Annotated in this window: 18 protein-coding genes; 9 read left to right on the plus strand and 9 right to left on the minus strand. The window is 47.7% G+C overall.

Annotated features, from left to right (window positions below; translation table 11 throughout):
• Positions 1-1,637: 1,637 nt before the first annotated feature.
• The 3 genes from WH277_RS04760 to WH277_RS04770 all read right to left on the minus strand — a co-directional run bounded on the left by WH277_RS04760 (position 1,638) and on the right by WH277_RS04770 (position 3,554).
• Entirely contained in the window at positions 1,638-2,546 is a 909-nt protein-coding gene (locus WH277_RS04760) for a methyl-accepting chemotaxis protein (RefSeq protein ID WP_339504656.1), read from the minus strand.
• A gap of 120 nt (positions 2,547-2,666) precedes the next feature.
• Complete coding sequence (locus tag WH277_RS04765; protein WP_339504658.1) at positions 2,667-2,873, minus strand: hypothetical protein; 207 nt, start codon at positions 2,871-2,873, stop codon at positions 2,667-2,669.
• A gap of 525 nt (positions 2,874-3,398) precedes the next feature.
• Entirely contained in the window at positions 3,399-3,554 is a 156-nt protein-coding gene (locus WH277_RS04770; protein ID WP_339504660.1) for a hypothetical protein, read from the minus strand.
• A gap of 1,276 nt (positions 3,555-4,830) precedes the next feature.
• Between WH277_RS04770 and WH277_RS04775 the strand changes: the two genes are divergently transcribed.
• Positions 4,831-5,568, plus strand: coding sequence for a tyrosine-type recombinase/integrase (locus tag WH277_RS04775; RefSeq protein WP_445235310.1), 738 nt, complete (start codon positions 4,831-4,833; stop codon positions 5,566-5,568).
• 9 nt (positions 5,569-5,577) lie between these two features.
• Here the strand turns inward: WH277_RS04775 and WH277_RS04780 are convergent, their stop codons facing one another.
• Both WH277_RS04780 and repE read right to left on the minus strand, forming a co-directional pair.
• Entirely contained in the window at positions 5,578-6,237 is a 660-nt protein-coding gene (locus tag WH277_RS04780) for a hypothetical protein (protein ID WP_339504662.1), read from the minus strand.
• Positions 6,238-7,090: 853 nt separating this feature from the next.
• Complete coding sequence (gene repE / locus WH277_RS04785) at positions 7,091-7,834, minus strand: replication initiation protein RepE (RefSeq protein WP_212816189.1); 744 nt, start codon at positions 7,832-7,834, stop codon at positions 7,091-7,093.
• 531 nt (positions 7,835-8,365) lie between these two features.
• On the opposite strand from repE, the gene WH277_RS04790 reads away from it, so the two are divergent.
• On the plus strand, positions 8,366-9,565 hold the full coding sequence (locus tag WH277_RS04790; RefSeq protein ID WP_339504665.1) for an AAA family ATPase: 1,200 nt from the start codon (positions 8,366-8,368) through the stop codon (positions 9,563-9,565).
• A gap of 8 nt (positions 9,566-9,573) precedes the next feature.
• On the plus strand, positions 9,574-10,545 hold the full coding sequence (locus tag WH277_RS04795; RefSeq protein ID WP_339504667.1) for a ParB family protein: 972 nt from the start codon (positions 9,574-9,576) through the stop codon (positions 10,543-10,545).
• A gap of 257 nt (positions 10,546-10,802) precedes the next feature.
• Here WH277_RS04795 and WH277_RS04800 read toward each other — a convergent pair whose 3' ends face one another.
• The gene (locus tag WH277_RS04800) at positions 10,803-11,036 is read right to left on the minus strand and encodes a hypothetical protein (protein WP_339504668.1); all 234 of its coding nucleotides are present in this window, start codon (positions 11,034-11,036) and stop codon (positions 10,803-10,805) included.
• 292 nt (positions 11,037-11,328) lie between these two features.
• On the opposite strand from WH277_RS04800, the gene WH277_RS04805 reads away from it, so the two are divergent.
• The 3 genes from WH277_RS04805 to WH277_RS04815 all read left to right on the plus strand — a co-directional run bounded on the left by WH277_RS04805 (position 11,329) and on the right by WH277_RS04815 (position 13,757).
• Positions 11,329-11,994, plus strand: a complete 666-nt coding sequence (locus WH277_RS04805) for a hypothetical protein (RefSeq protein WP_339504670.1) — start codon at positions 11,329-11,331, stop codon at positions 11,992-11,994.
• 583 nt (positions 11,995-12,577) lie between these two features.
• Entirely contained in the window at positions 12,578-12,868 is a 291-nt protein-coding gene (locus WH277_RS04810) for a hypothetical protein (protein WP_339504671.1), read from the plus strand.
• Positions 12,858-13,757 carry a nucleotide-binding protein gene (locus WH277_RS04815; protein WP_339504673.1) on the plus strand — a complete coding sequence of 300 codons (900 nt, stop codon included), beginning with the start codon at positions 12,858-12,860 and terminating at the stop codon, positions 13,755-13,757. The genes WH277_RS04810 and WH277_RS04815 overlap by 11 nt, the downstream gene beginning before the upstream one ends.
• A gap of 50 nt (positions 13,758-13,807) precedes the next feature.
• Here WH277_RS04815 and WH277_RS04820 read toward each other — a convergent pair whose 3' ends face one another.
• Positions 13,808-16,033, minus strand: a complete 2,226-nt coding sequence (locus WH277_RS04820) for a KAP family P-loop NTPase fold protein (protein ID WP_339504675.1) — start codon at positions 16,031-16,033, stop codon at positions 13,808-13,810.
• Between the two features lies 1 nt (position 16,034).
• Positions 16,035-16,190, minus strand: a complete 156-nt coding sequence (locus WH277_RS04825) for a hypothetical protein (RefSeq protein WP_339504677.1) — start codon at positions 16,188-16,190, stop codon at positions 16,035-16,037.
• Positions 16,191-16,479: 289 nt separating this feature from the next.
• Between WH277_RS04825 and parM the strand changes: the two genes are divergently transcribed.
• From parM to WH277_RS04840, 3 genes are read left to right on the plus strand one after another with little or no spacing between them, the layout of a single operon-like run.
• The gene (gene parM, locus WH277_RS04830) at positions 16,480-17,451 is read left to right on the plus strand and encodes a plasmid segregation protein ParM domain-containing protein (protein WP_339504678.1); all 972 of its coding nucleotides are present in this window, start codon (positions 16,480-16,482) and stop codon (positions 17,449-17,451) included.
• 9 nt (positions 17,452-17,460) lie between these two features.
• A complete protein-coding gene (locus WH277_RS04835) occupies positions 17,461-17,853 on the plus strand; it encodes a plasmid partitioning/stability family protein (RefSeq protein WP_339504680.1) in 393 nt (130 codons plus the stop codon).
• A 12-nt stretch (positions 17,854-17,865) separates the two neighbouring features.
• A complete protein-coding gene (locus WH277_RS04840) occupies positions 17,866-18,105 on the plus strand; it encodes a hypothetical protein (protein WP_339504682.1) in 240 nt (79 codons plus the stop codon).
• Positions 18,106-18,403: 298 nt separating this feature from the next.
• Here WH277_RS04840 and WH277_RS04845 read toward each other — a convergent pair whose 3' ends face one another.
• A complete protein-coding gene (locus WH277_RS04845; RefSeq protein WP_339504684.1) occupies positions 18,404-18,610 on the minus strand; it encodes a hypothetical protein in 207 nt (68 codons plus the stop codon).
• Positions 18,611-18,635 lie beyond the last annotated feature (25 nt).

Raw genomic sequence — 18,635 nt, forward strand, 5'->3', positions numbered from 1 at the left:
AAAACAGGCAGGTTTCTAAAAATAAATCTTTGGTTACCTATTGTAAAATATACTGACACCAGTAATTATGTTAATCAATATCGATGAGCTTATTATTCTTTGATTTTTTCTAGCATTTGATGTAACTAAAAATATCCTTCATTTGTAGTTAAAAAGTTATTTATTTTGGATTTAATTTTTACAAGAGGTTTCAAAGCTCGTGGTAAATCAGGAATATCTCACTAAACATGAACTGTTAATTCTTAATTTCGAACATATGATCGTTTTATTCAACCAAATGTCCGGCAAGATTTATTCATCGATGGATATTTATATAAATAACTGCAATCATCTGCGCGACCTACATATTGAGGCTTCTAAAATATTAGCCGATGAGGCTTTTCTTGCGTATATAAGAAAAAACGACCCTGACCTATACTACAATTTACAAAGTATGATTATTGCTCTAAAGGTTATATGCAATCTGATAAATAACTTAAACGAAGTTTTAATTAAGAAAAGCATGGGTATTTAGTTTCATATTTATCCTTTTGAATAAACTCCCCCCTGCTCCATTTATTTGAAACTATTTCCCACCAAGGATTTGGTGTTTCAAAATAATCATCGATCTAATCGCTATTACCATCGTCACATTTGTTTTAATATGGGAAGCCATATATGAGTACTGTGGTTTTTCAACCGATTTGTTTGCTATATTCTATATTAACTATCTTCATGTAATTTTTTTAATATTTTTATATTTAAACTATGTTACGTAACCCTTGCGAACCCCCTCTTTTATCGAAAATATATTATCATATCTTCTAAATAATATCCTTCCCTGATGAAATTGTATTTATCGATAAGTTCTCCACATCAGTTGAGCTATTGAAAGAAATACCGGTTTTATAATCATATTTGGCCTCGGCTGATTGACATCATAAAACTGAAGATCTCACTTAGTAAAATTAAAAATATTTCTCCTTCTATAACTGTGAGACCCCCGTTGGTGGTACCCGGGATATTGTCAGTACCTCAGGATCCCACCGTCCCCGGACAGATACGTGATAGCCGGGAGAACAGCTCTGGCCTTTATATGACAGCCTGACCAGGTATCCATCCCAGAGAGCCTTGCATACCGCCGTCCTCCTATCTTTTCTTACTTTCCGCTTATCTTCAGTTGGTTAATGGCTTTCCAGACGTACAAAGGCCCGACTAAACCCAATTTTGAATTTGCAGCGGCTAGGTTATCGTATACCGAAGAAAAGCCGGAAAAGAGGATCCTCCAGGGATCCGTCGCTTCTGATTTATTCCGGTCGTTTTTTCCCTTAAAGATGCGGGAGAATACGCTCCACATTCCTGCACTATGGAGAATGAAAAAATGTGCAACTTACCCCGTGAACTTTAACAGAATGCGCACAGCGACGTCAGTGGGTAAACCGTGCCGACAATCGGTAAGCTATTTTGACTACGGCGCCGCGGTGGCGATGCGCAACCTTGCTGCCGCGTTCGGCATCGCCATGCAAAGCTGCCTCCTGGAGTGCGAGGTGGGCGTCCTGCTCTCCTTCGAGCTGGATCAGAAATGTTGTTCACTTTGCTGTTCAGATCGTGGACGCCTGCCGCTCACGTATTAAGCGCATCAACGTTCCTGCATCACGTCAGCGATCGCCGGCTTCGTCAGCTGAGTTTTTGATGCGCATCTGGAGACGGGATATTTGGCCGGTAATATCGGCAGTCCTTTCCGCCAGCGAACGGATTTCACTAGCAATCACTGAAAACCCACGCCCGTGACTGCCCGCTCTTGCGGCTTCAATACTGGCATTAAGGGAGATCAGTTTTATCTGGGCAGCAATGTCGCCATTTTCAGCGACCAGCTTTCCTATTTCGTTAGCCGTTTCTCCTGTCTGCGCAAGGCGACGCTCCTCCTTTTTCTCATGCGCCAGCCGATCTTTGCGATTCTGAATGTCAATCAAAGCTCCAACTGCGCGAAGTGGAGTTCCATCGGCTGCACGTCTGGTTTGGCCGCGCGCCTGAAACCACCGGTATTCCCCATTACGAAGTTTCAACCGGTATTCAATATCGAAACCTGTTTTACCGCTCCTATCGAGCAGGTGGCGGACAAAGGATTCCAGCGCATTTTGTTTATCATCCGGATGTAGCCTGGAGGACCAGCTGTCCATCACGTCAGGAAACTCCTCGACCGTCTCATACCCCAACAGATTTCTGAACTGTGGTGACCACCAGAACACGTTGCGCGGCTCCATGGGATCACCGTTCATAATATCAAGGTCCCAGAGGCCGTCATTCAGCATCTCCCTGGACAAATCGAAACGCGTGGAAACAACGTCAAAGCGGTTTGCCTGTTCAACCCCTTCGCTGATATTTTCCAGCGTTCCGGTAATGCGTGACAGGACCTCCTGAGGATAATACTTTGCCCTGATGATGAACCACTCACTGCGCCGATCCGCCGTTCTGAGTCTGCACGTGAAAAGATGAACGTCGTTGCTGTCGAGACTGACTACGTTACGAATAAAATTGCGGAAGTTTGGTTTATCTTCTTCGCTCATGAAGGTAGTCATGGTGGTTTCACGGGAACTGACTCCTTGTGAAAGGCCCAGGAGGTCCTGGGCCTTAGCCGACAAATGAAGGGATGTAGTGGCAGAAAATTCTGGCCCTTCCATAACCCATTAACCTTCCCTGATTAGTTCAGGAACAGCACGGAGCATGTCATCAATGGTCTTTTCCGGCTCAGATAGTCCCTGATGTTCAGTAGGGAACATGACTAAAGGCGTTGCCTGAGGTACGTTAGCTTTTTGTTTTAATAGTTTACGGAACATTTTTTTTCCTGGTAGTGACGACGAAGGTACATTCACTAAAGTGTTATCGGCAATCATAAGGAATATTCCACAGGGATGTAGATTCAGCTTCATATTGAGGGGGGAGTTTAATTAGTGTCATCAACTTTCTGCCGGTTTCGCCAAGGGGGCTTTCCTGAATGATAGCGGTGTTAATTACGCCAGTGGCACCGTATTGACACGTATTCGCTATTCGGCCAGCTCGTGTGCCTGCGTGTGCATCAGCATATCTCCCGCGCCTTTTAAGGCTCAAAGTGACGTGTCTGCCCACGGAATGAGCTGATGCAACAAGTTCGTGTGAGTAATCTTCCAGAGGGCTCGGCTCACCGCCGAAATTGTTGCAGAGCAGTATGCGCGTACAGGAACAGCCCTGTGAGATTGATGTTGAGCACGCCATTTGAGTCTGCGAGCCTCAATCTCACCTGCAGGGGCATCTTCCTTCAGGCAGGATTTGATCACAATGATATCCAGCTTGCCAAATTCGTTAACGGTCCTGGAAAAATCCGCTCCACTTCAGACTCTTTTGACACGTCACCGCTGTCCTTAACAGCGGCCCCTCTGCCCTCACCTTTGCGGCCAGCGCTTCGGCGGATAGCGCCTGGCAGTGATAGTCATCACCATGCCAGCTATTTCAGCCGCCAGTGCCTTCGTGCAGGCATAGCCAAGGCTGGAGATGTCGCCGATAAGCAGAGCGACCTGATCCCTGAACGGTACAATCATGAGCTAATCACTTCTTATGCACGATGAAGTGTCGAACTGAATGGTTGTTGTCTTAGCAACAACCCGGGCAGGCGTCTGAATAAGTCGAGTTGCGCAGTATCCATTTTCTTTTTCCTGCCTTCAGTGTGCCAGCCATTCTGATTTTCACTTAATCCTGATGCCGCTTTAAGTCCATGTCGCTGCCTGAGCGCGGCAAGCGTCACTTTTACCTCACGTTGTACCACGGGGAAATAATTAAGTGGCTGAGAAAGGCGAGGCGACTCACGTACATCAAGATTAGTAATGCCGATTTCATCCAGCCAGTGGGTAGCCGCGGTAAAGAGGGAAACCGGGTCAGTATCGTCAACGCCCAGAATTTATCCGTTAGACGATATACCTGCTTCCGTTTGTTCATCGCCAGCCGCAGATACGATTGCACTGACCTGCCTTCGTTTTCTCGAACATAACCGAAAGTCAGATCCACATTCGGTAATTAATAGATGTCATGATCTCCTTTTGAAAATAGCGAGTCACAAAAATATAAACTAATTACTGTCTGTTTTTCATTTCAAATCTGCGTTTTCATAGAAGTTAAATGATAATGTAGATCGTTTATAAAAATATAGGGTTTATTTAATGCGGTTTATTTACCATGAGAATCATGGTGAGGATGTTGATGACCCATTAGCACTGCCTGAGCATTCATCTAAAAATACTATAATGCTGTACTGAAGTATCCATTCTTCCTTCTATCTAACAGGTAGGTGCATCAGCACTGAAAGAACCTGTTTTAACGAAGAGAAATTATATTTACTTTGAAATGTTTGGAAATATAAATTTACGACATATTAGCTACAGAAATTTAGAGATTTCTGAGGTCCCTGAAACATCTTAAGGAAGAATATCAGTGGATATGATATGCCTCTGCCGGAAGTAATTCTTAGTCTCTGGAAAGATGAGAAACTTCCAGTTCTGGACTGTATTGATTTTTGGCTAGAGTCAGCAGCCGGATGTTCCTGATTATGAACCGACCAATTAGGCTGTAATCCGACACGCCTGGCTTTACCCCTTTTATACCAAATATGTCGATCGCCCCTTCAGGCCGCGCCGCGCAAGGGTTCATGGCATTTTGGGACGAAAAAGGATCCTTTACCGCCTTTGGATTACCCGCCATACTGTGGGTAAAACCAAATTCCGGATCCTCCCGGCGCGATTTATTGCGCTGGCACCAGACGTCCGGCTGCGGGAAAATGACCGCATAAACTCACAGATCGCGCTACGTGAAAACTTTATGATAATGAACCCCGTTGCCCTGCAGAATTTACCAGAACGCATCAGTGCCCTCAGCATTGCGCCGGGCGTGGATTTTTCGATGGCTATCGCCCTGAGGCGGATGGCAACGTCAAACGGGGTGACCCCCTTCTACCTGCTGGCGCCGGAGGTGAGCGCGCTGCTCCACTACATGCCCGACCGGAAACACCACTTTCTGTTCAGCACCCTGTGGAACACCGGCGCACGCATCGGGGAAGCCTGCAGCCTTCAGCCGGAGTCGTTCGTGCTGGACGGGCCGCGACCGTTTGTGCGCATCCTCTCAGAAAAGGTCCGGAGCCGGCGCGGGCGCCCGCCTAAGGATGCCGTACGCCTGGTCCCGCTCACCGATCGGAGCTATGTGCATCAGGTTCTGAGCTGGATGGCCACCGAACGACCGAAACGGCGTGAGCCGCTGTGGTCGGCTACCGACGAAACCATGCGCAACTGGCTGAAGGCGGCGGTCAGCCGGGCAGCGGCCGATGGAGTACATTTTTCCATCCCGGTGACGCCGCATACGTTCCGCCATTCGTACATCATGCACATGCTTTACCACCGGCAGCCGCTGAAGGTGATCCAGTCACTCGCTGGCCACAAGGATGCGCGCTCGATTGAGGTCTATACCCGGGTGTTTGCACTTGAGCTCGCCGGATCGCTGGCAGTAACGTTCACCGGCGATGGCCCTGATGCGGCGGCGGTGCTGCGCTCCCTGCCCCCCGCGCCGTAGTTCTCCGGCTCACGAGAAGAAGTGCCGCAGGCGGTTTACAGCAGAGCGGAAGCACCGGCGTAAGGTGGCGGGTTCAGCGGGGCGCGTCAGCTGATGGTATTCCCGTGCCAGGCTGTCGGACAGCGTATTTCTTAACGAATCGATTTCACGTACGTACAGACGCAGCTGCCCTGCGAACGCCAGGGCCTCCTCTTTCGATCTCTCCACGCTCCGCATGTCTCTGACCTGCTCTCCCGGCATGGTAACCATAAAAAACTGATTGATATCTTTCAGCGCCTTACCCACCGTTCCCGCCCAGAGATAAAGATCGTCTGAACGGTGAAAGGCCAGTTTCTGCCGGCACTGACTCAACCTGTCAGCGTCCAGCTTCCACGGGCTTCCCTCAAGCCTCGTAGCCAGTTCATTTAACTCACCGACAGCGACAACGCCTTTTCTGGGGCTGTTCAGCGTGCGGACTATGGTGAACTCTGAATCCAGCATACTGGCGAGCATACCTACATGATTAATAAGCCCCGTCAGGCATTCTTCGCACTCTGCCGCCAGCTGCTCAATACGGCCTGCCCGTAGTTCAATAGACTTCTTTATGATTTCATTGCGCAGCGTGTAGCGTGCACCCAGCCATACCCCTGCGAGCGTAACCAGAGGCGTTATGATGACCGTCGGTTCCATTGCCCGTATTTCCTTTTGATGTGATGACCGGTGTCGTTTCCCTTCTCTTTCATCCGGGGACTATCCTGACAACAACCGGTTTGATTAATCTGTGACAGACTGCCCTCAACGGTGCTCAACCACAGGTATCGGCGAGTTAAGGGCTGTGACAATCTGCCCTCATTATCTTTATAGAGGCATCAATACCAGTGCAGATAATGTAAACGTGACAAATCACCCTCGATAAGGAGTGACACCGTCACTCCTTATTATGCCTTTAAAGGGTGACAAATCACCCTCAGAGCGCAGAGCCTGCATGATAAATTCTCGCCGTACTTACTGAATCACTGGTGTGACAATCTGCCCCGGATATTGGGTCAGCGAAAAGTGTGACAATCTGCCCTGAATACTGGCGCCCTTCATGGTGTGACGATCTGCCCTCAGTGCAGGTCAGAGGGCAGGAAATGGCTTGATGGCGAATAACGCTTCACATCGCGTATAGGTTAACTGAGCGTACTGAGACAGGATGCTCAGAACGGCTCAGCGTTCCTCAACAAAGATTTATGTGACAATTTGCCCTCTTCTCAGTGAACAATGGGCATGCGTGACAATCTGCCCTTTAACTGGCCAATTCTGTCATCGGGTGTGACAAACAGCCCTCAGTACCAGAACACAAGAGTGTCAGACTGCGGGTGAACGTTTCAGGCAATCAAAAGTGGTAATGGCAATTGTCGTTCCATCAGATGTGACAATCTGCCCTGGGAACGGGAAGCACCGGAGAGGAACAGTCAGGGGAATGAGATCTCAATTACCGTGGCAAGTGCACGGACTGTCAGGGGGTTTCGACAGCGCTGATAAACCAGAGGGCCGGATGTCACACTTCAGTGAACGAAAAAACAACGTGCGTTGTCAGCCGTCCTGATTTTTTTTCAACATAACTGACGCTTAGCGGGGTACGACGATTAATCTCGTCCACAACTGGTACCAGAAAACGACGACGGAAATCAGGCATACGGGTGTAGCTTTGTGGCAGCTGGTAGCGTTCAATCATCCACTCTATCCCGAGAATAACGGTTCCATACGTCAGATTCCCTCTGTACTGACACAGAGATTCATACAGGCGCATGGCATAAGGGCTGGTTATCTCGCGGGTTTCTCCCAGGCGGAACTGAGTGAACCGATTCTGTAATCCGACGAAGTAAGGGATAAGGTAAGGATTAAGGTGGACGCTGTATACGCCCCTTGCCGGGCTGTGTGCGCGCTTGATGAACCAGGGAAAAGACTCATATCCCTTCTCATCACCCAGATCTTCCTCTGGTTTGTAGAACACAACCTCTTTCCCGACGAAGTTTTTCAGGGCGTTTCGGATATCCTTACTCGCCTCAGCCGAGGTCAGTCCGAAGGTTTTCGCATAATGCGAAACGGCAATTTCGCACTTGCCGTCATGAAAATCCTCGCTGTCAGGTGTTTCTGTCCTGCGGATCTGATCGACAAACAGATAGAGCATACGTTTCTGATCTCTTGAAAGGCTGTAGGCAGCCTCAGTCAATTCGTTTGACTGTACGATGCGCTGTCCCACTTTCCGGGGTTTATCAGCGACTAATATTTCTGAGGTCATCGGGTGTCGTATGCTCCGCAGTTGTGACATGCAATCAGGTTGTCACGGCAAAAAACTCTTGTCAATAACTCTGTGTTTTTACTGATTTTTCAGGGCAGTTTGTCACAGGTTTGAGGGTTAACTGTCACAGTAAACCCACGAATTGAGGGCAGAGTGTCACAGTATCAGGGCATTTTGTCACTCGGGCACGCTGTCAGGCCGCGTCAGCCCTGGCCTCAGGAGGCCCTAAAAAGGTTTTAAAAACAATATAAAAAGATCTCTTTAAAAATAAGACCTGTATATGTGGATAACTTCCCAGTTGACACAACAACTAACGCGCCTGCGGCTTGTTCAACCTGAGAAAGGGCCATAAAAAATTTATGCCCCTCTCTCAGGTTAGTCTTCAGAACACTTCACCATCAGAGATGGATAATACGAGCGGATCAACCCGTTACGCCGCTGTGAACATATTTCCCACATTTATGTTGATTTTTAATTCCACATGCAGGATTATTGAGTTAATGTCGATATTCTACATAAAAGGTTTATTTTATGAGTTCTGCATCACATCAGTCTGAAAAGATAGCGGTTCGTGCAGGTAAAATGCTGACCGCCCTGACAGAGCAGATCCAGGTACAGAAACAGGAACTGCACGAAGACGTTTACTTCCAGGTTTACGCAAAAGCAGCCCTGTCAAAGCTCCCTAAGCTGACACGTGCTAACGTCGACTACGCGGTCAGTGAAATGGAGGAAAAAGGCTATATCTTTGATAAACGCTCAGCAGGCTCCTCAACAAAATATGCCATGAATATCCAGAACATCATTGATATATACCATCACCGGGGGGTTTCAAAATACCGTGACAGGCATTCTGAAGCGTTAACGGTATTTGTCGGGAATCTCAAAGGGGGTGTATCGAAGACCGTTTCAACCGTGTCCCTGGCTCATGGTATGCGTGCTCATCCACATCTTCTTTTTGAGGATCTGCGCATTCTGGTTGTGGATCTTGACCCGCAGTCTTCGGCAACGATGTTTCTTAATCACACCAGAGCCGTGGGCATGGTGGAGACAACCTCCGCACAGGCAATGCTTCAGAACGTGTCCCGTGAAGAGCTTCTGAATGAGTTTGTAGTGCAGTCCGTTGTACCCGGTGTTGATGTTATCCCTGCCTCAATCGACGATGCATTTATCGCATCAGGATGGGAATCGCTGTGCCGCGAACATCTCCCGGGCCAGAATCCGCACGCTGTTCTGCGCGACAACATCATCAACAAACTGAAGACCGACTATGACCTGATCTTTATCGACAGCGGTCCTCATCTTGATGCGTTCCTGAATAATGCGATTGCCGCAGCCGATGTGTTGATGACGCCAATTCCCCCTGCCCAGGTTGACTTTCACTCCACTCTCAAATACCTGACCAGGTTACCTGAGCTTGTGAGCATTATCGAGTCGTCAGGGTGTGAATGTCGCCTGCGGGCTAACATTGGCTTCATGTCAAAGCTGTCCAATAAGGCGGATCACAAAATGTGCCACAGCCTGGCTAAAGAGATATTTGGCGGTGACATGCTTGATGCAGCTCTTCCGCGTCTTGATGGTTTTGAACGGTGTGGAGAGTCCTTTGATACGGTAATTTCTGCTAACCCCTCCACCTATGTAGGCAGTAGTGAGGCGCTTAAAAACGCTCGTTCAGCAGCTGAAGACTTTGCCAAAGCAGCGTTTGACCGACTTGAATTTTTACGGATTAACTGAGGTTTAAGATGAGTAAACCACGCCACACGATTGGACGAACGTTCAGTGCACCTGTCCTGAGAAGCGAAGAATCAGCCGAAGAGTTTCAGCAGATTTTCACCCTGTCCTCTGGCAGAAAAGTCCTCTTTACCCGAACAACAGTATCCGCATCCGACGTTGAAGCGACAACATACGTGGTGCAGGAAAACAACGGACGTGACCAGTCTGCTCTGACACCGGAATCACTGAAGGACATCACACGAACTCTTGGACTACAGCAATTTTTCCCGGCCATTGGCACTCGTAATGAACAGGGAATTGAGATTCTGGATGGCTCACGCCGCCGTGCATCTGCGTTGATTATCAGGTGTGGTCTGGATGTCCTTGTTACTGACGATACCCTGACTCCGGCAGAGGCACGCGCACTGGCGAAGGACATTCAGACTGCACGTGAGCATAATATTCGTGAGGTGGGTCTTCGTTTACAAACTCTGAAGTCCTCCGGGTTGTCTCAGAAAGAAATTGCAGAATCTGAAAACCTTTCCCAGGCTACGGTGACCCGTGCGCTCCAGGCGGCGAGCGTTTCAACCGATCTCCTGTCCGTGTTTCCGGTACAGGCGGCTTTGTCATTTTCCGACTATAAAACGCTTCTGGCTACAGAAGAACTCCTCGCGGGTAAAGGAGTCGGTCAGGCAGAGCTTCTTTCAAACCTCGCTGATGTGCTGAAAGAGATCCGTACCGATGAGTCACTTGCTGATGATGAAGTTAAAAACAAACTGATTGCGGAAATCCGTAAAGAAGCACTGGTTATGGGCACACCTTCATCCAGGGATAAGACGGTTACCACGACATTATGGCAGTTTAGTGATAAAAACCGATTTGCACGCAAGAAGACAAAAGGGCGAACGTTCAGTTATGAATTTAACCGTCTGGCGCCTGACGTTCAGAGCGCGCTGGATGAAGCTATTGGAAAAGTACTGACAGATCACCTGAATAAATAAAAGTTCTCCAGCAAAATTTCATTCCTAACTCACTGATTTACTGATTTTTTCCACGGGGATTTCAATGTGAAATCTCCGGGCTTAATCTCATTTTTGACCAAAATCTAAGATCATTAGCATGGCGAAAGGTTTTCTTCTCCAGGTATGTTTCATGGTCATCCTCATGTTTTTAAACAGTTTTATTATAGAATTTCACATTGAAATCTCCCCGCCGGTGAACGATAGAACGCTCAATGAAATTAATAACAAAGAAGTCATCAAAAGTTCAGTATGAACGACTGCTGAGTAGCGAAGAGTGCGATGCTGTATTTAACGTATTTGGTCGGCTCAGGCACTTTACTGATAAAGAGAAAGATATCGCTCTGAGCCTTATCAGTGAAATGAAAGAGAATCACTTCGTGCTTCAGTGCGACTGCAATGACAATATGCCGGCACTGAGTACCTTTAACAAAGGGTGCTTTCTTAGGAAGGTCGCATATGGCGGCTTTCATTCTGTCAGTTGTCCCCTTTTTCTGCTCAAAAGTAGAAATGCATAGCTGAGTGTGTAATCTGAGGGATCCCACAATAGAGGGGCTGTTCATCATATATTTTAGTCGTTTGGGTTGTATATTCTGTTCTCCCTCACCTTAACGATTACTCCAACTTAATCTGTCTGAATGGTTCTCCTTGGCTAATCCTTCACTGATCGTGCAACTACTCATTTTGAGCATGAGCTACTGGCTGCTGCAAGGTACTGCAATTTCTGATATGAATAATATTCGATGATTGAGCGGAGTATTTTTCGTGTGGGATATTATTCTAAAAGTGATGCTGTTGTTGCCGATCTCTGTTATCACGTTGATTGCTGCTAATATCATTCCTATCCTGACTTATCGCCAAAATGGAGATAAGAATAAGTTAGTGCTGATGGATACGCTGTCCCGTGAATTGGGAAAAGAGGAACCTTGTGCCTATCTGGTGGAGTCATGTGTGGCACGCCTTCACAGCATCCGCCCAATTTCCTGGGCATTTCTGCAGGTGGTACTCCCGTGCAGCCATTCACTGGAAATCATCCAGCTGGTTTCATCCGGACGGAGGATACTGAATGTGTTTGACATTTCGGTGGAGGATAAGCGTCCGGTTGTGCAGTACGCTGCTGCGTTCAGTAGCTCAGCACGACGCCGGAATACAATGTTAGGATGTATTTTATTCACTGTTTTTTTTCTCGCACTCTTGGCGTATACCGAATGGCAGTTGCTAGAATTGTGGTTTGAAAATAGCTTGCGGAATAACATAACTACTGCAGTGAGTGGTGATGTGCTATATCTGCTGCTGCAAATGCTGATATATGCGGCGGTCATTCATGTGTTTATCCTCCAGGGCCTGATCCTTAAACGCTCAGAGAAGCGCCTTTCACGGATTCGAATGCTGATTGGTGCCAATTTTCCCGATCCCATCCAAGAGAGTTAGTTGAGATAGAAAAACTTAAGAGGGATGACTCATAAGCAATCACAGCCATTCCTCAGGCACTAGCTCCGGCAGCGGTAACGTAATGTTGCATTCTAGCTGCGTATTAGTAGCTAGAATGCCCATCATTGTGGTATTAAAAAAATTTTAACTTCTAGCTCAGTCGATGGATGCAACTCGAAAGAAAAACGCGCTGGAGTTGACTTATAATACACCGTTTATTTTGGGGGCCATAGGCAGGTTGTATGATCTTATTATTGAATTTTTAGTTTTCTAAACGTGGGCTCCGACCTTTGCTAATTATGGCCGTTAGGATAATCTGCATCAAATTCAGCTGTCCCAAACCTTTTTATCCATCTCGTAAAATTCCTCTCAGGCGTAGCAGAACCCAAGAGTCATCCCATCATTATTTTTCCCAGTAATCCACTATTATGTACATATCCTTTGTTTCTTTCGTCCTGAACATCCGGAAAAGTACATAAGCAGAACTTAATTATTTAGTGTTTTTTTGGCGGCTATCGACGTACCTAGTCCCTCAATATGCTATCAATAGCGGTTCAGGTATCTCGCTATTTGGGAGGTAGTTATGAGTGTTAAAATTACAGGCATAGACAAGTTACAGAAGCAGTTAAAAGAAGTTGAGGATGCTACTGAAGCATTAAACGGTAGTTATGATGTCCATTTCGATGCTAACGATCCTGCCAGCATCGAAAACGCGATTCAGGAAGCCAACAGCATGGTGGACGAACGTTCTTCGCGCTACGTAAACAATCCCATGGTTACTTCAATAATTGAGAGCATGAAAGAAAATCTGCGTCAGCATATTCTGGATAGTGCCGAACAGCTAAGGCAGGAGAGCGAACAATATGACGATTGATATCTTTCAGTCACTTAAAAATTGCGTATTCGATTTACAGCGTGCTGATATTCAGAACTACCCGCAGCCACTTAAACAACTGTCCCGCCTGCTGAAATCCGATGCATTGCAAGAAGTAAATAAGCGTCTTACAAAAAAAATTGATCTTGAAACTTTTATTTCCAAAAGTAGTGAAAGTGAATCCAGCATGGCTGGTTCTGCAGTACTTCAGTGGCCGGAAGAGCCAGGCGATATTTTGGGCCTGAAGCTTCTGTTGATCGATAAAATGGCTGCCGATAACAATTTTTCCTTTAATTTTTGTCACACATTTTTCTACGATCGTAGGATTATTGAGTCAGTCCGTAAATTTACCTCATCATTATTAGTCCCTTTCGTCCGTGATTATCAGCAATATGTAGAAAATGAAGCCGATCCTGTACCTTTAGTGTTACGCCCGGTTTCGCGTAAAATTTTCATTGTTCATGGTCATGATAACGATGCTCTTCAGTCTGTTGCGCGTTTTATATCCCGGATAGGCCTCGAGGAAATCATCCTTTCTGAACGTCCTGATGGGTCAAGAACAGTTATTGAGAAATTTGAATCTGAGTCAGGAGATGCCAGTTTCGCAATTGTGCTGATGACGCCCGATGATGCAGGTAGTGCGGTAGCATCTGAAAATATGCGGCTCCGTGCGCGTCAGAACGTCCTGTATGAGCTGGGGTACTTCGCCGGAAAGCTCGGCCGCGGAAAAGTACTGGTGCTCAAGAAGGGTAACGTTGAAATACCTTCCGATCTTGCCGGCGTGCTGTATACCGAGCTTGATGAATACGGGGGCTGGAAGCGAAAATTGCTGAACGAACTGGCATATGCTGGGGTTCCGCTTGACAAGGAAAAAGCATTTAGCGCCTGATTCTGCTTTATCTATAAGAGAAAGGCCGCTTTTAGGCCTTTTATATGAGATCAGTCTTTATTATCCATAGCGCTTTTCAGTTCCTCCATTTCAGGCGTCAGCTCGCTCCCAGAAAGTTTAAACCTGATTTTTTGTTCTACTGATTGCCAGTCATCAAAGAACGGACTTACTTGCTCGCGGTCAATCCGACGATATGCCCCTCTGTCAGAGCTGAAAACTGTGGTTCTTAATCGCATTAACAGGTCAAAAAGTTCCTGTTCACTGGAAGAAACCTCCCTGACCCACTCTTTCACTGTTTCCATCGAACTCATTTCTTTCCACGCGTACAGATACCCCAGAAGTGACTGGTGCGAGAGCAGTTGGCTCCGCATTTCTTGTTGATTCATCCGGTCTGCAAATCTGTCACGCAACTCTTCCGTGTTATCACGACTCATCAATCTTTCTGAAAGGGGAGATGCGGCATTCTGCGCAAGACCATGTTCCCAGATAAGATCCCGGATAAAAGCAGCTACCCAGAAGGGTGAAGCGCCATTGGTAACTAGCGTATCCAGTGTTGCAATCGCTCTGGCTTCATCAATATCCAGCATACGCCTCAGTATGTGCCTGACAACCTGATTAATGCCCGTTTCCTGCAAGGAAAACCATGTGTTACGGGCCCGAAATCGTGCACTGACGGCATCGGTATAATTGAAAAAGAAACTTACGAGCCCAGCACATTCTTCAAAATTTCTTTCCTGGATTAAGCTGGGTGTCAGCCTGCTCAAAACATGCTCGAACCATGTACCTGTAACGCTACCAACACTGTTAATTTTTGACAAAAGTTCTTCAGAAAGTTGTTGCTGTTTTCCTGGTATGCCAGCCAGCGCAAAAAGTTGATCGAAAAACTCCGGCGGCAGCACATTCTGAGGCGACGAAAATGCAAAATAATATCGCCAGTGTGTCAGACTGCTTAGCCGTTTATCGGTCGTCCTGACATGACTGAAATCTTCACTTACGCACCCGAAGAGATTGATGTGTTCATCATCGTATCCACTGATACCCGGTATCCACTCTGCGAGTGCAGTGAATGAACTTGCACTAGACGCCCTGAACATTTTCATCAGGGCTTTCAGTTCCTGCCGAAAAACTTCCTCTTCTCCTTCGGCTAGCGCCCCCTGGCCGGTTTCAACGATTGCCCGTTCAGTCAGGTAGTGCTCTGTCCAGTCATAGAGACCAGGGTTCGTGACCCGGATAAGCTGAAGCAGGCACAAATCCGGAAAATAGACAAAATCCCGCATACCGGGATAAAGAAAAATAAGGGAGTTAATGGCCTGATGGATCTCTCTTGGTGTCGAAAGTGCAGCACCATAGGTATCAGTAACCGCAGCGAGAGCTCTTGCCATTACTGAATCTGGCGGTTGATTATTAATTTTTTGATACAAAGCCTCAGCCCGCTGGCGGAATTCATACCGTAAATCAAAAGATTCGGGGCGAGGTATCTTGAAGTTGAGCTGAATAATCTTCTGAAGATAGTGGTTTCCATCTTCGATTTTCAGGGCATTTTCTACTGCATGAGTGATGATGTTTCTGTCATAGCAGAGAATATGAGTGAAGTGTGGAAGATCGGCTACAGCGCGAACTAGCCTGAAAACTTCAGCTACTTGGGAAGGTTCGAGACGATCCAGGTCATCCATTACGACGATAAATTTAAGATCAAGACTAATCAGCTGTCTCGCTATGTCTTCCCTAAGTTTTGTGCTCGTTTTCTGATCCACCGACAGACGACTCTCTGAAAGCGCTTTAAGCCCTCCGGCTATTCCATTAACGAGGCGGGAAAACTGGCCAATATACTCAACCAGCGGGAGTACGCGGGATGAGGTAGCCTGAGCATACTCAATCACTTTCTGAGCTTCTGGTGACAGCAGATATTTACGGCAGAGTTTTTTGAAGCCCGTCGGGGGATGTTGTTTTTCCGTTTCCTGCTGGATGATTGTTGCAACCGGAAGAAACAGCCCTGCGACCGGGCCGCCGCCGCTTAGCCAGGGGGAAATATGAAGAACATGTGTGTGGTCATCTTTTTTCTGATTAAGGCTTTTCAGTATCAGGTTCAGGAGACTTGTTTTACCCGATCCCCATGCCCCCTCAATGCCAATCACATTGGAGGAATCCTGAGGAAGTGAAAGAATGGAACGTGAGACATTGTCGGCAATATTATTAAATCCGTATCGGTCATCAGGCGCGCTTTCAACCGCTGCATCCAGTCCCCTTGGATTCCACAGTTCTCTCTGTAAAGGCATATCACAAATCTCCATACACGTTGCGCAGCTTGGCCAGCATATCATCAACATAGTCCTGGGCGGAGCTTGGGAAACCGGCTGGGTATTTTTCGGAAAAAAGAGGAATCGGCATAGGTGATTGGCCGGATTCTGGAGTAAAGAAGTGTAGTGATTTCATGTTGTATACTCATCATGCTGTATTCATATACAGTATATTACTGGTTCCAATTAATCCAGAAAGAGCCAGACCATTCTCCGTGCCTAATCTTCAAAACCGCCTTACCTAGCGAAGATTGCAGAGAAAAATATTGTTCAAATCCTGACGGTCATTGCATGGGCAAAAGCGACAGATTAACTTGGTGTGTCGTTTTGAGTCTTTTTATATACTCAAATTGAGTAATTATAGTTGCTCGTTGCAATATTTGCGTTACTATATATACTCATTTTGAGTCTTTATAAGGTTTGCCATGAAACATATCTGTTGCGACGACGGTTCTACTAATGTAAAGCTTGCCTGGTTTGATGATGAGATGTTGAACACCACGGTCTCGGCAAACTCCTTCCGTGCTGGCTGGAAAGTCGAAGGTATGGGCGCAGTTCCGGCGTTCAACTACCAGGTCAACGGCATGAAGTACACGGCTGACAACGTCAGCCATGAGGCGATCAGCACCACGAACGTCGAGTATCAGTACGGCGATATGAACCTGCTTGCTGTTCATCATGCGCTGCTTAACTCCAGACTCACACCGCAGGAGGTCAGCCTGACGGTGACGCTGCCGGTCAGTGAGTTCTACGATGGAGACTGCCAGAGGAATGAAGACAACATCCGTCGTAAGAAAGAGAACCTGCTGCGACCGCTGGTACTCAACCGTGGTAAAACCTTTACTGTCTCTTCTGTAAGCGTGATGCCGGAGTCGCTACCGGCAGTTTTTAGCCAGCTGGCCATGCTGAAGGTCGGGCCGCTTGAAACTTCACTGGTTGTGGACCTCGGAGGCACCACGCTTGATGCAGGCGTGTTGGTCGGGCAGTTTGAAGACGTGAGTGCTATACACGGAAATCCCGGTATCGGGGTATCGATGGTGACCAGGGCCGCCATGAACGCGCTGCGTTCGGCAGGAAGTGAAACCAGCCCGTTTGTGGCGGATACTGTCGTACGGCAGCGCACTGACCGCGTATTTCTTAACCAGGTCATCAACGATGCCACTAAGGTCGATAGCGTAGTGACAGCTATTGAAGCGGAGATCGCCAGCCTTAGCGCCCGGGTCGTGAGCGACCTTGCCCGCTGGCGTAACGTTAACCGCGTGTTTCTGGTCGGCGGTGGGGCATTGCTTATTGAGCCTGCCATCAGAAACGCATGGAACCTTGCCCCCGAACGCATCATGGTTATTCACGATCCGCAGACAGCGCTGGCAAGAGAAATGGCCCATTTTAAAAATTAAGGAGTACACGTGTCCGAAAGAAGGAAATTTACGCTCTACATGCACCCTGAAGAGCAGGCAGACAGTCTGGCTATGGACGTTATCGAATCTGTCTCGCAGCGAACCCGGGGAGATTTCCTTCGCAACGCGGTGATCGCCGGATGCGCATTGCAGCAGGTAGACAAGCGGCTTCCCCTGCTGATAGCAACGCTGTTTGATGGGAATATGACAGCAGGACAACTTGTGGCAATGATCCGTCAGACAACGGGATGGAAACCGGATGAGGCGGAAATCAAGGAAGTAGTGGCGGCGCTGATTTCCGGCACCCCAGGCCATGCCACACCCCTGGTGTCGGCGGAACCCGGTGAAGGGGCAGGGGACATGGCCCTCGCACGGAAAAATCTTAACAAATTGCTGGGATAAGGAGGCTGACAGATGTTGCAGAGCCTTAAAACACGATTTTTTCGTATTACAGGGGCCGATAAACTCACCCCGGCCCGACGAAAGAATATCGGGGAGTTCCTGCTATTGGGGAGCAGCATCATGATTGTGCCGCTACTGTTTCTTCGTGATCCGGGCATCGTCGTAAAAGTGGTGCTGCAGCTGGTGTGGGCTCTGATGATTGCTGCCGGTTTTTTACTGACGTACAACGGGAAGAAACAAAAGCCTGACTGAAAGAGGGAGGAAGAAGAGTGACCGTGCTCCCTGTGACTCTGGTTAACTGATGCTTCCTCGCCCCGACTGTTCGTTCCTCGCTGCGCTGCGGTACGCCTCAGCCTGAGCTGTGGCGAGCGTTGGGGTAATAATTTTTTTTACTGAATTAGTAATTATATCAGCATCCTTCCTTGCCTCCACGGTACGGAATTTCCGGTGAAATTCTTTCGCTGGAGGTTCCGTGCCTGCCCGTCCGGCAGGACACAGTGATCTCCGGTTCTTTACAGGCCCGACCGATAAGGGGGGGGGAGCCGGTGCGTTAATAAATCAAAACAGGACGCGGGTGCCGGGCATCATAGGCATCTTCTTCCGCGAACCGGTTGGCCCATCCTTCAGCGGTAAGCCCGTCCATTCCTTCAGCCGCGTTGGCGTTGCTGGCCTGAACAACATCTTTAATATCTTCCCCGGTAAATGGTGCGCCGGCTGCGATATAGATTTCCCGGACTCTTTCTGCATTGATTTTCACTGGATACCTCGCGTTGATGGACTGC

The sequence above is a fragment of the Erwinia sp. MYb416 genome, from assembly GCF_037479575.1.
GTDB classification, from domain to species: Bacteria; Pseudomonadota; Gammaproteobacteria; order Enterobacterales; family Enterobacteriaceae; genus Erwinia; species Erwinia rhapontici.

Coding starts and splice junctions, on each gene's coding strand:
- WH277_RS04760 (WP_339504656.1), bottom strand. CDS start 2,546: ATGAGCGAAGAAGATAAACCAAACTTCCGCAATTTTATTCGTAACGTA.
- WH277_RS04765 (WP_339504658.1), bottom strand. CDS start 2,873: ATGATTGCCGATAACACTTTAGTGAATGTACCTTCGTCGTCACTACCA.
- WH277_RS04770 (WP_339504660.1), bottom strand. CDS start 3,554: ATGATTGTACCGTTCAGGGATCAGGTCGCTCTGCTTATCGGCGACATC.
- WH277_RS04775 (WP_445235310.1), top strand. CDS start 4,831: ATGAACCCCGTTGCCCTGCAGAATTTACCAGAACGCATCAGTGCCCTC.
- WH277_RS04780 (WP_339504662.1), bottom strand. CDS start 6,237: ATGGAACCGACGGTCATCATAACGCCTCTGGTTACGCTCGCAGGGGTA.
- repE (WP_212816189.1), bottom strand. CDS start 7,834: ATGACCTCAGAAATATTAGTCGCTGATAAACCCCGGAAAGTGGGACAG.
- WH277_RS04790 (WP_339504665.1), top strand. CDS start 8,366: ATGAGTTCTGCATCACATCAGTCTGAAAAGATAGCGGTTCGTGCAGGT.
- WH277_RS04795 (WP_339504667.1), top strand. CDS start 9,574: ATGAGTAAACCACGCCACACGATTGGACGAACGTTCAGTGCACCTGTC.
- WH277_RS04800 (WP_339504668.1), bottom strand. CDS start 11,036: ATGAAAGCCGCCATATGCGACCTTCCTAAGAAAGCACCCTTTGTTAAA.
- WH277_RS04810 (WP_339504671.1), top strand. CDS start 12,578: ATGAGTGTTAAAATTACAGGCATAGACAAGTTACAGAAGCAGTTAAAA.
- WH277_RS04815 (WP_339504673.1), top strand. CDS start 12,858: ATGACGATTGATATCTTTCAGTCACTTAAAAATTGCGTATTCGATTTA.
- WH277_RS04820 (WP_339504675.1), bottom strand. CDS start 16,033: ATGCCTTTACAGAGAGAACTGTGGAATCCAAGGGGACTGGATGCAGCG.
- WH277_RS04825 (WP_339504677.1), bottom strand. CDS start 16,190: ATGAAATCACTACACTTCTTTACTCCAGAATCCGGCCAATCACCTATG.
- parM (WP_339504678.1), top strand. CDS start 16,480: ATGAAACATATCTGTTGCGACGACGGTTCTACTAATGTAAAGCTTGCC.
- WH277_RS04840 (WP_339504682.1), top strand. CDS start 17,866: ATGTTGCAGAGCCTTAAAACACGATTTTTTCGTATTACAGGGGCCGAT.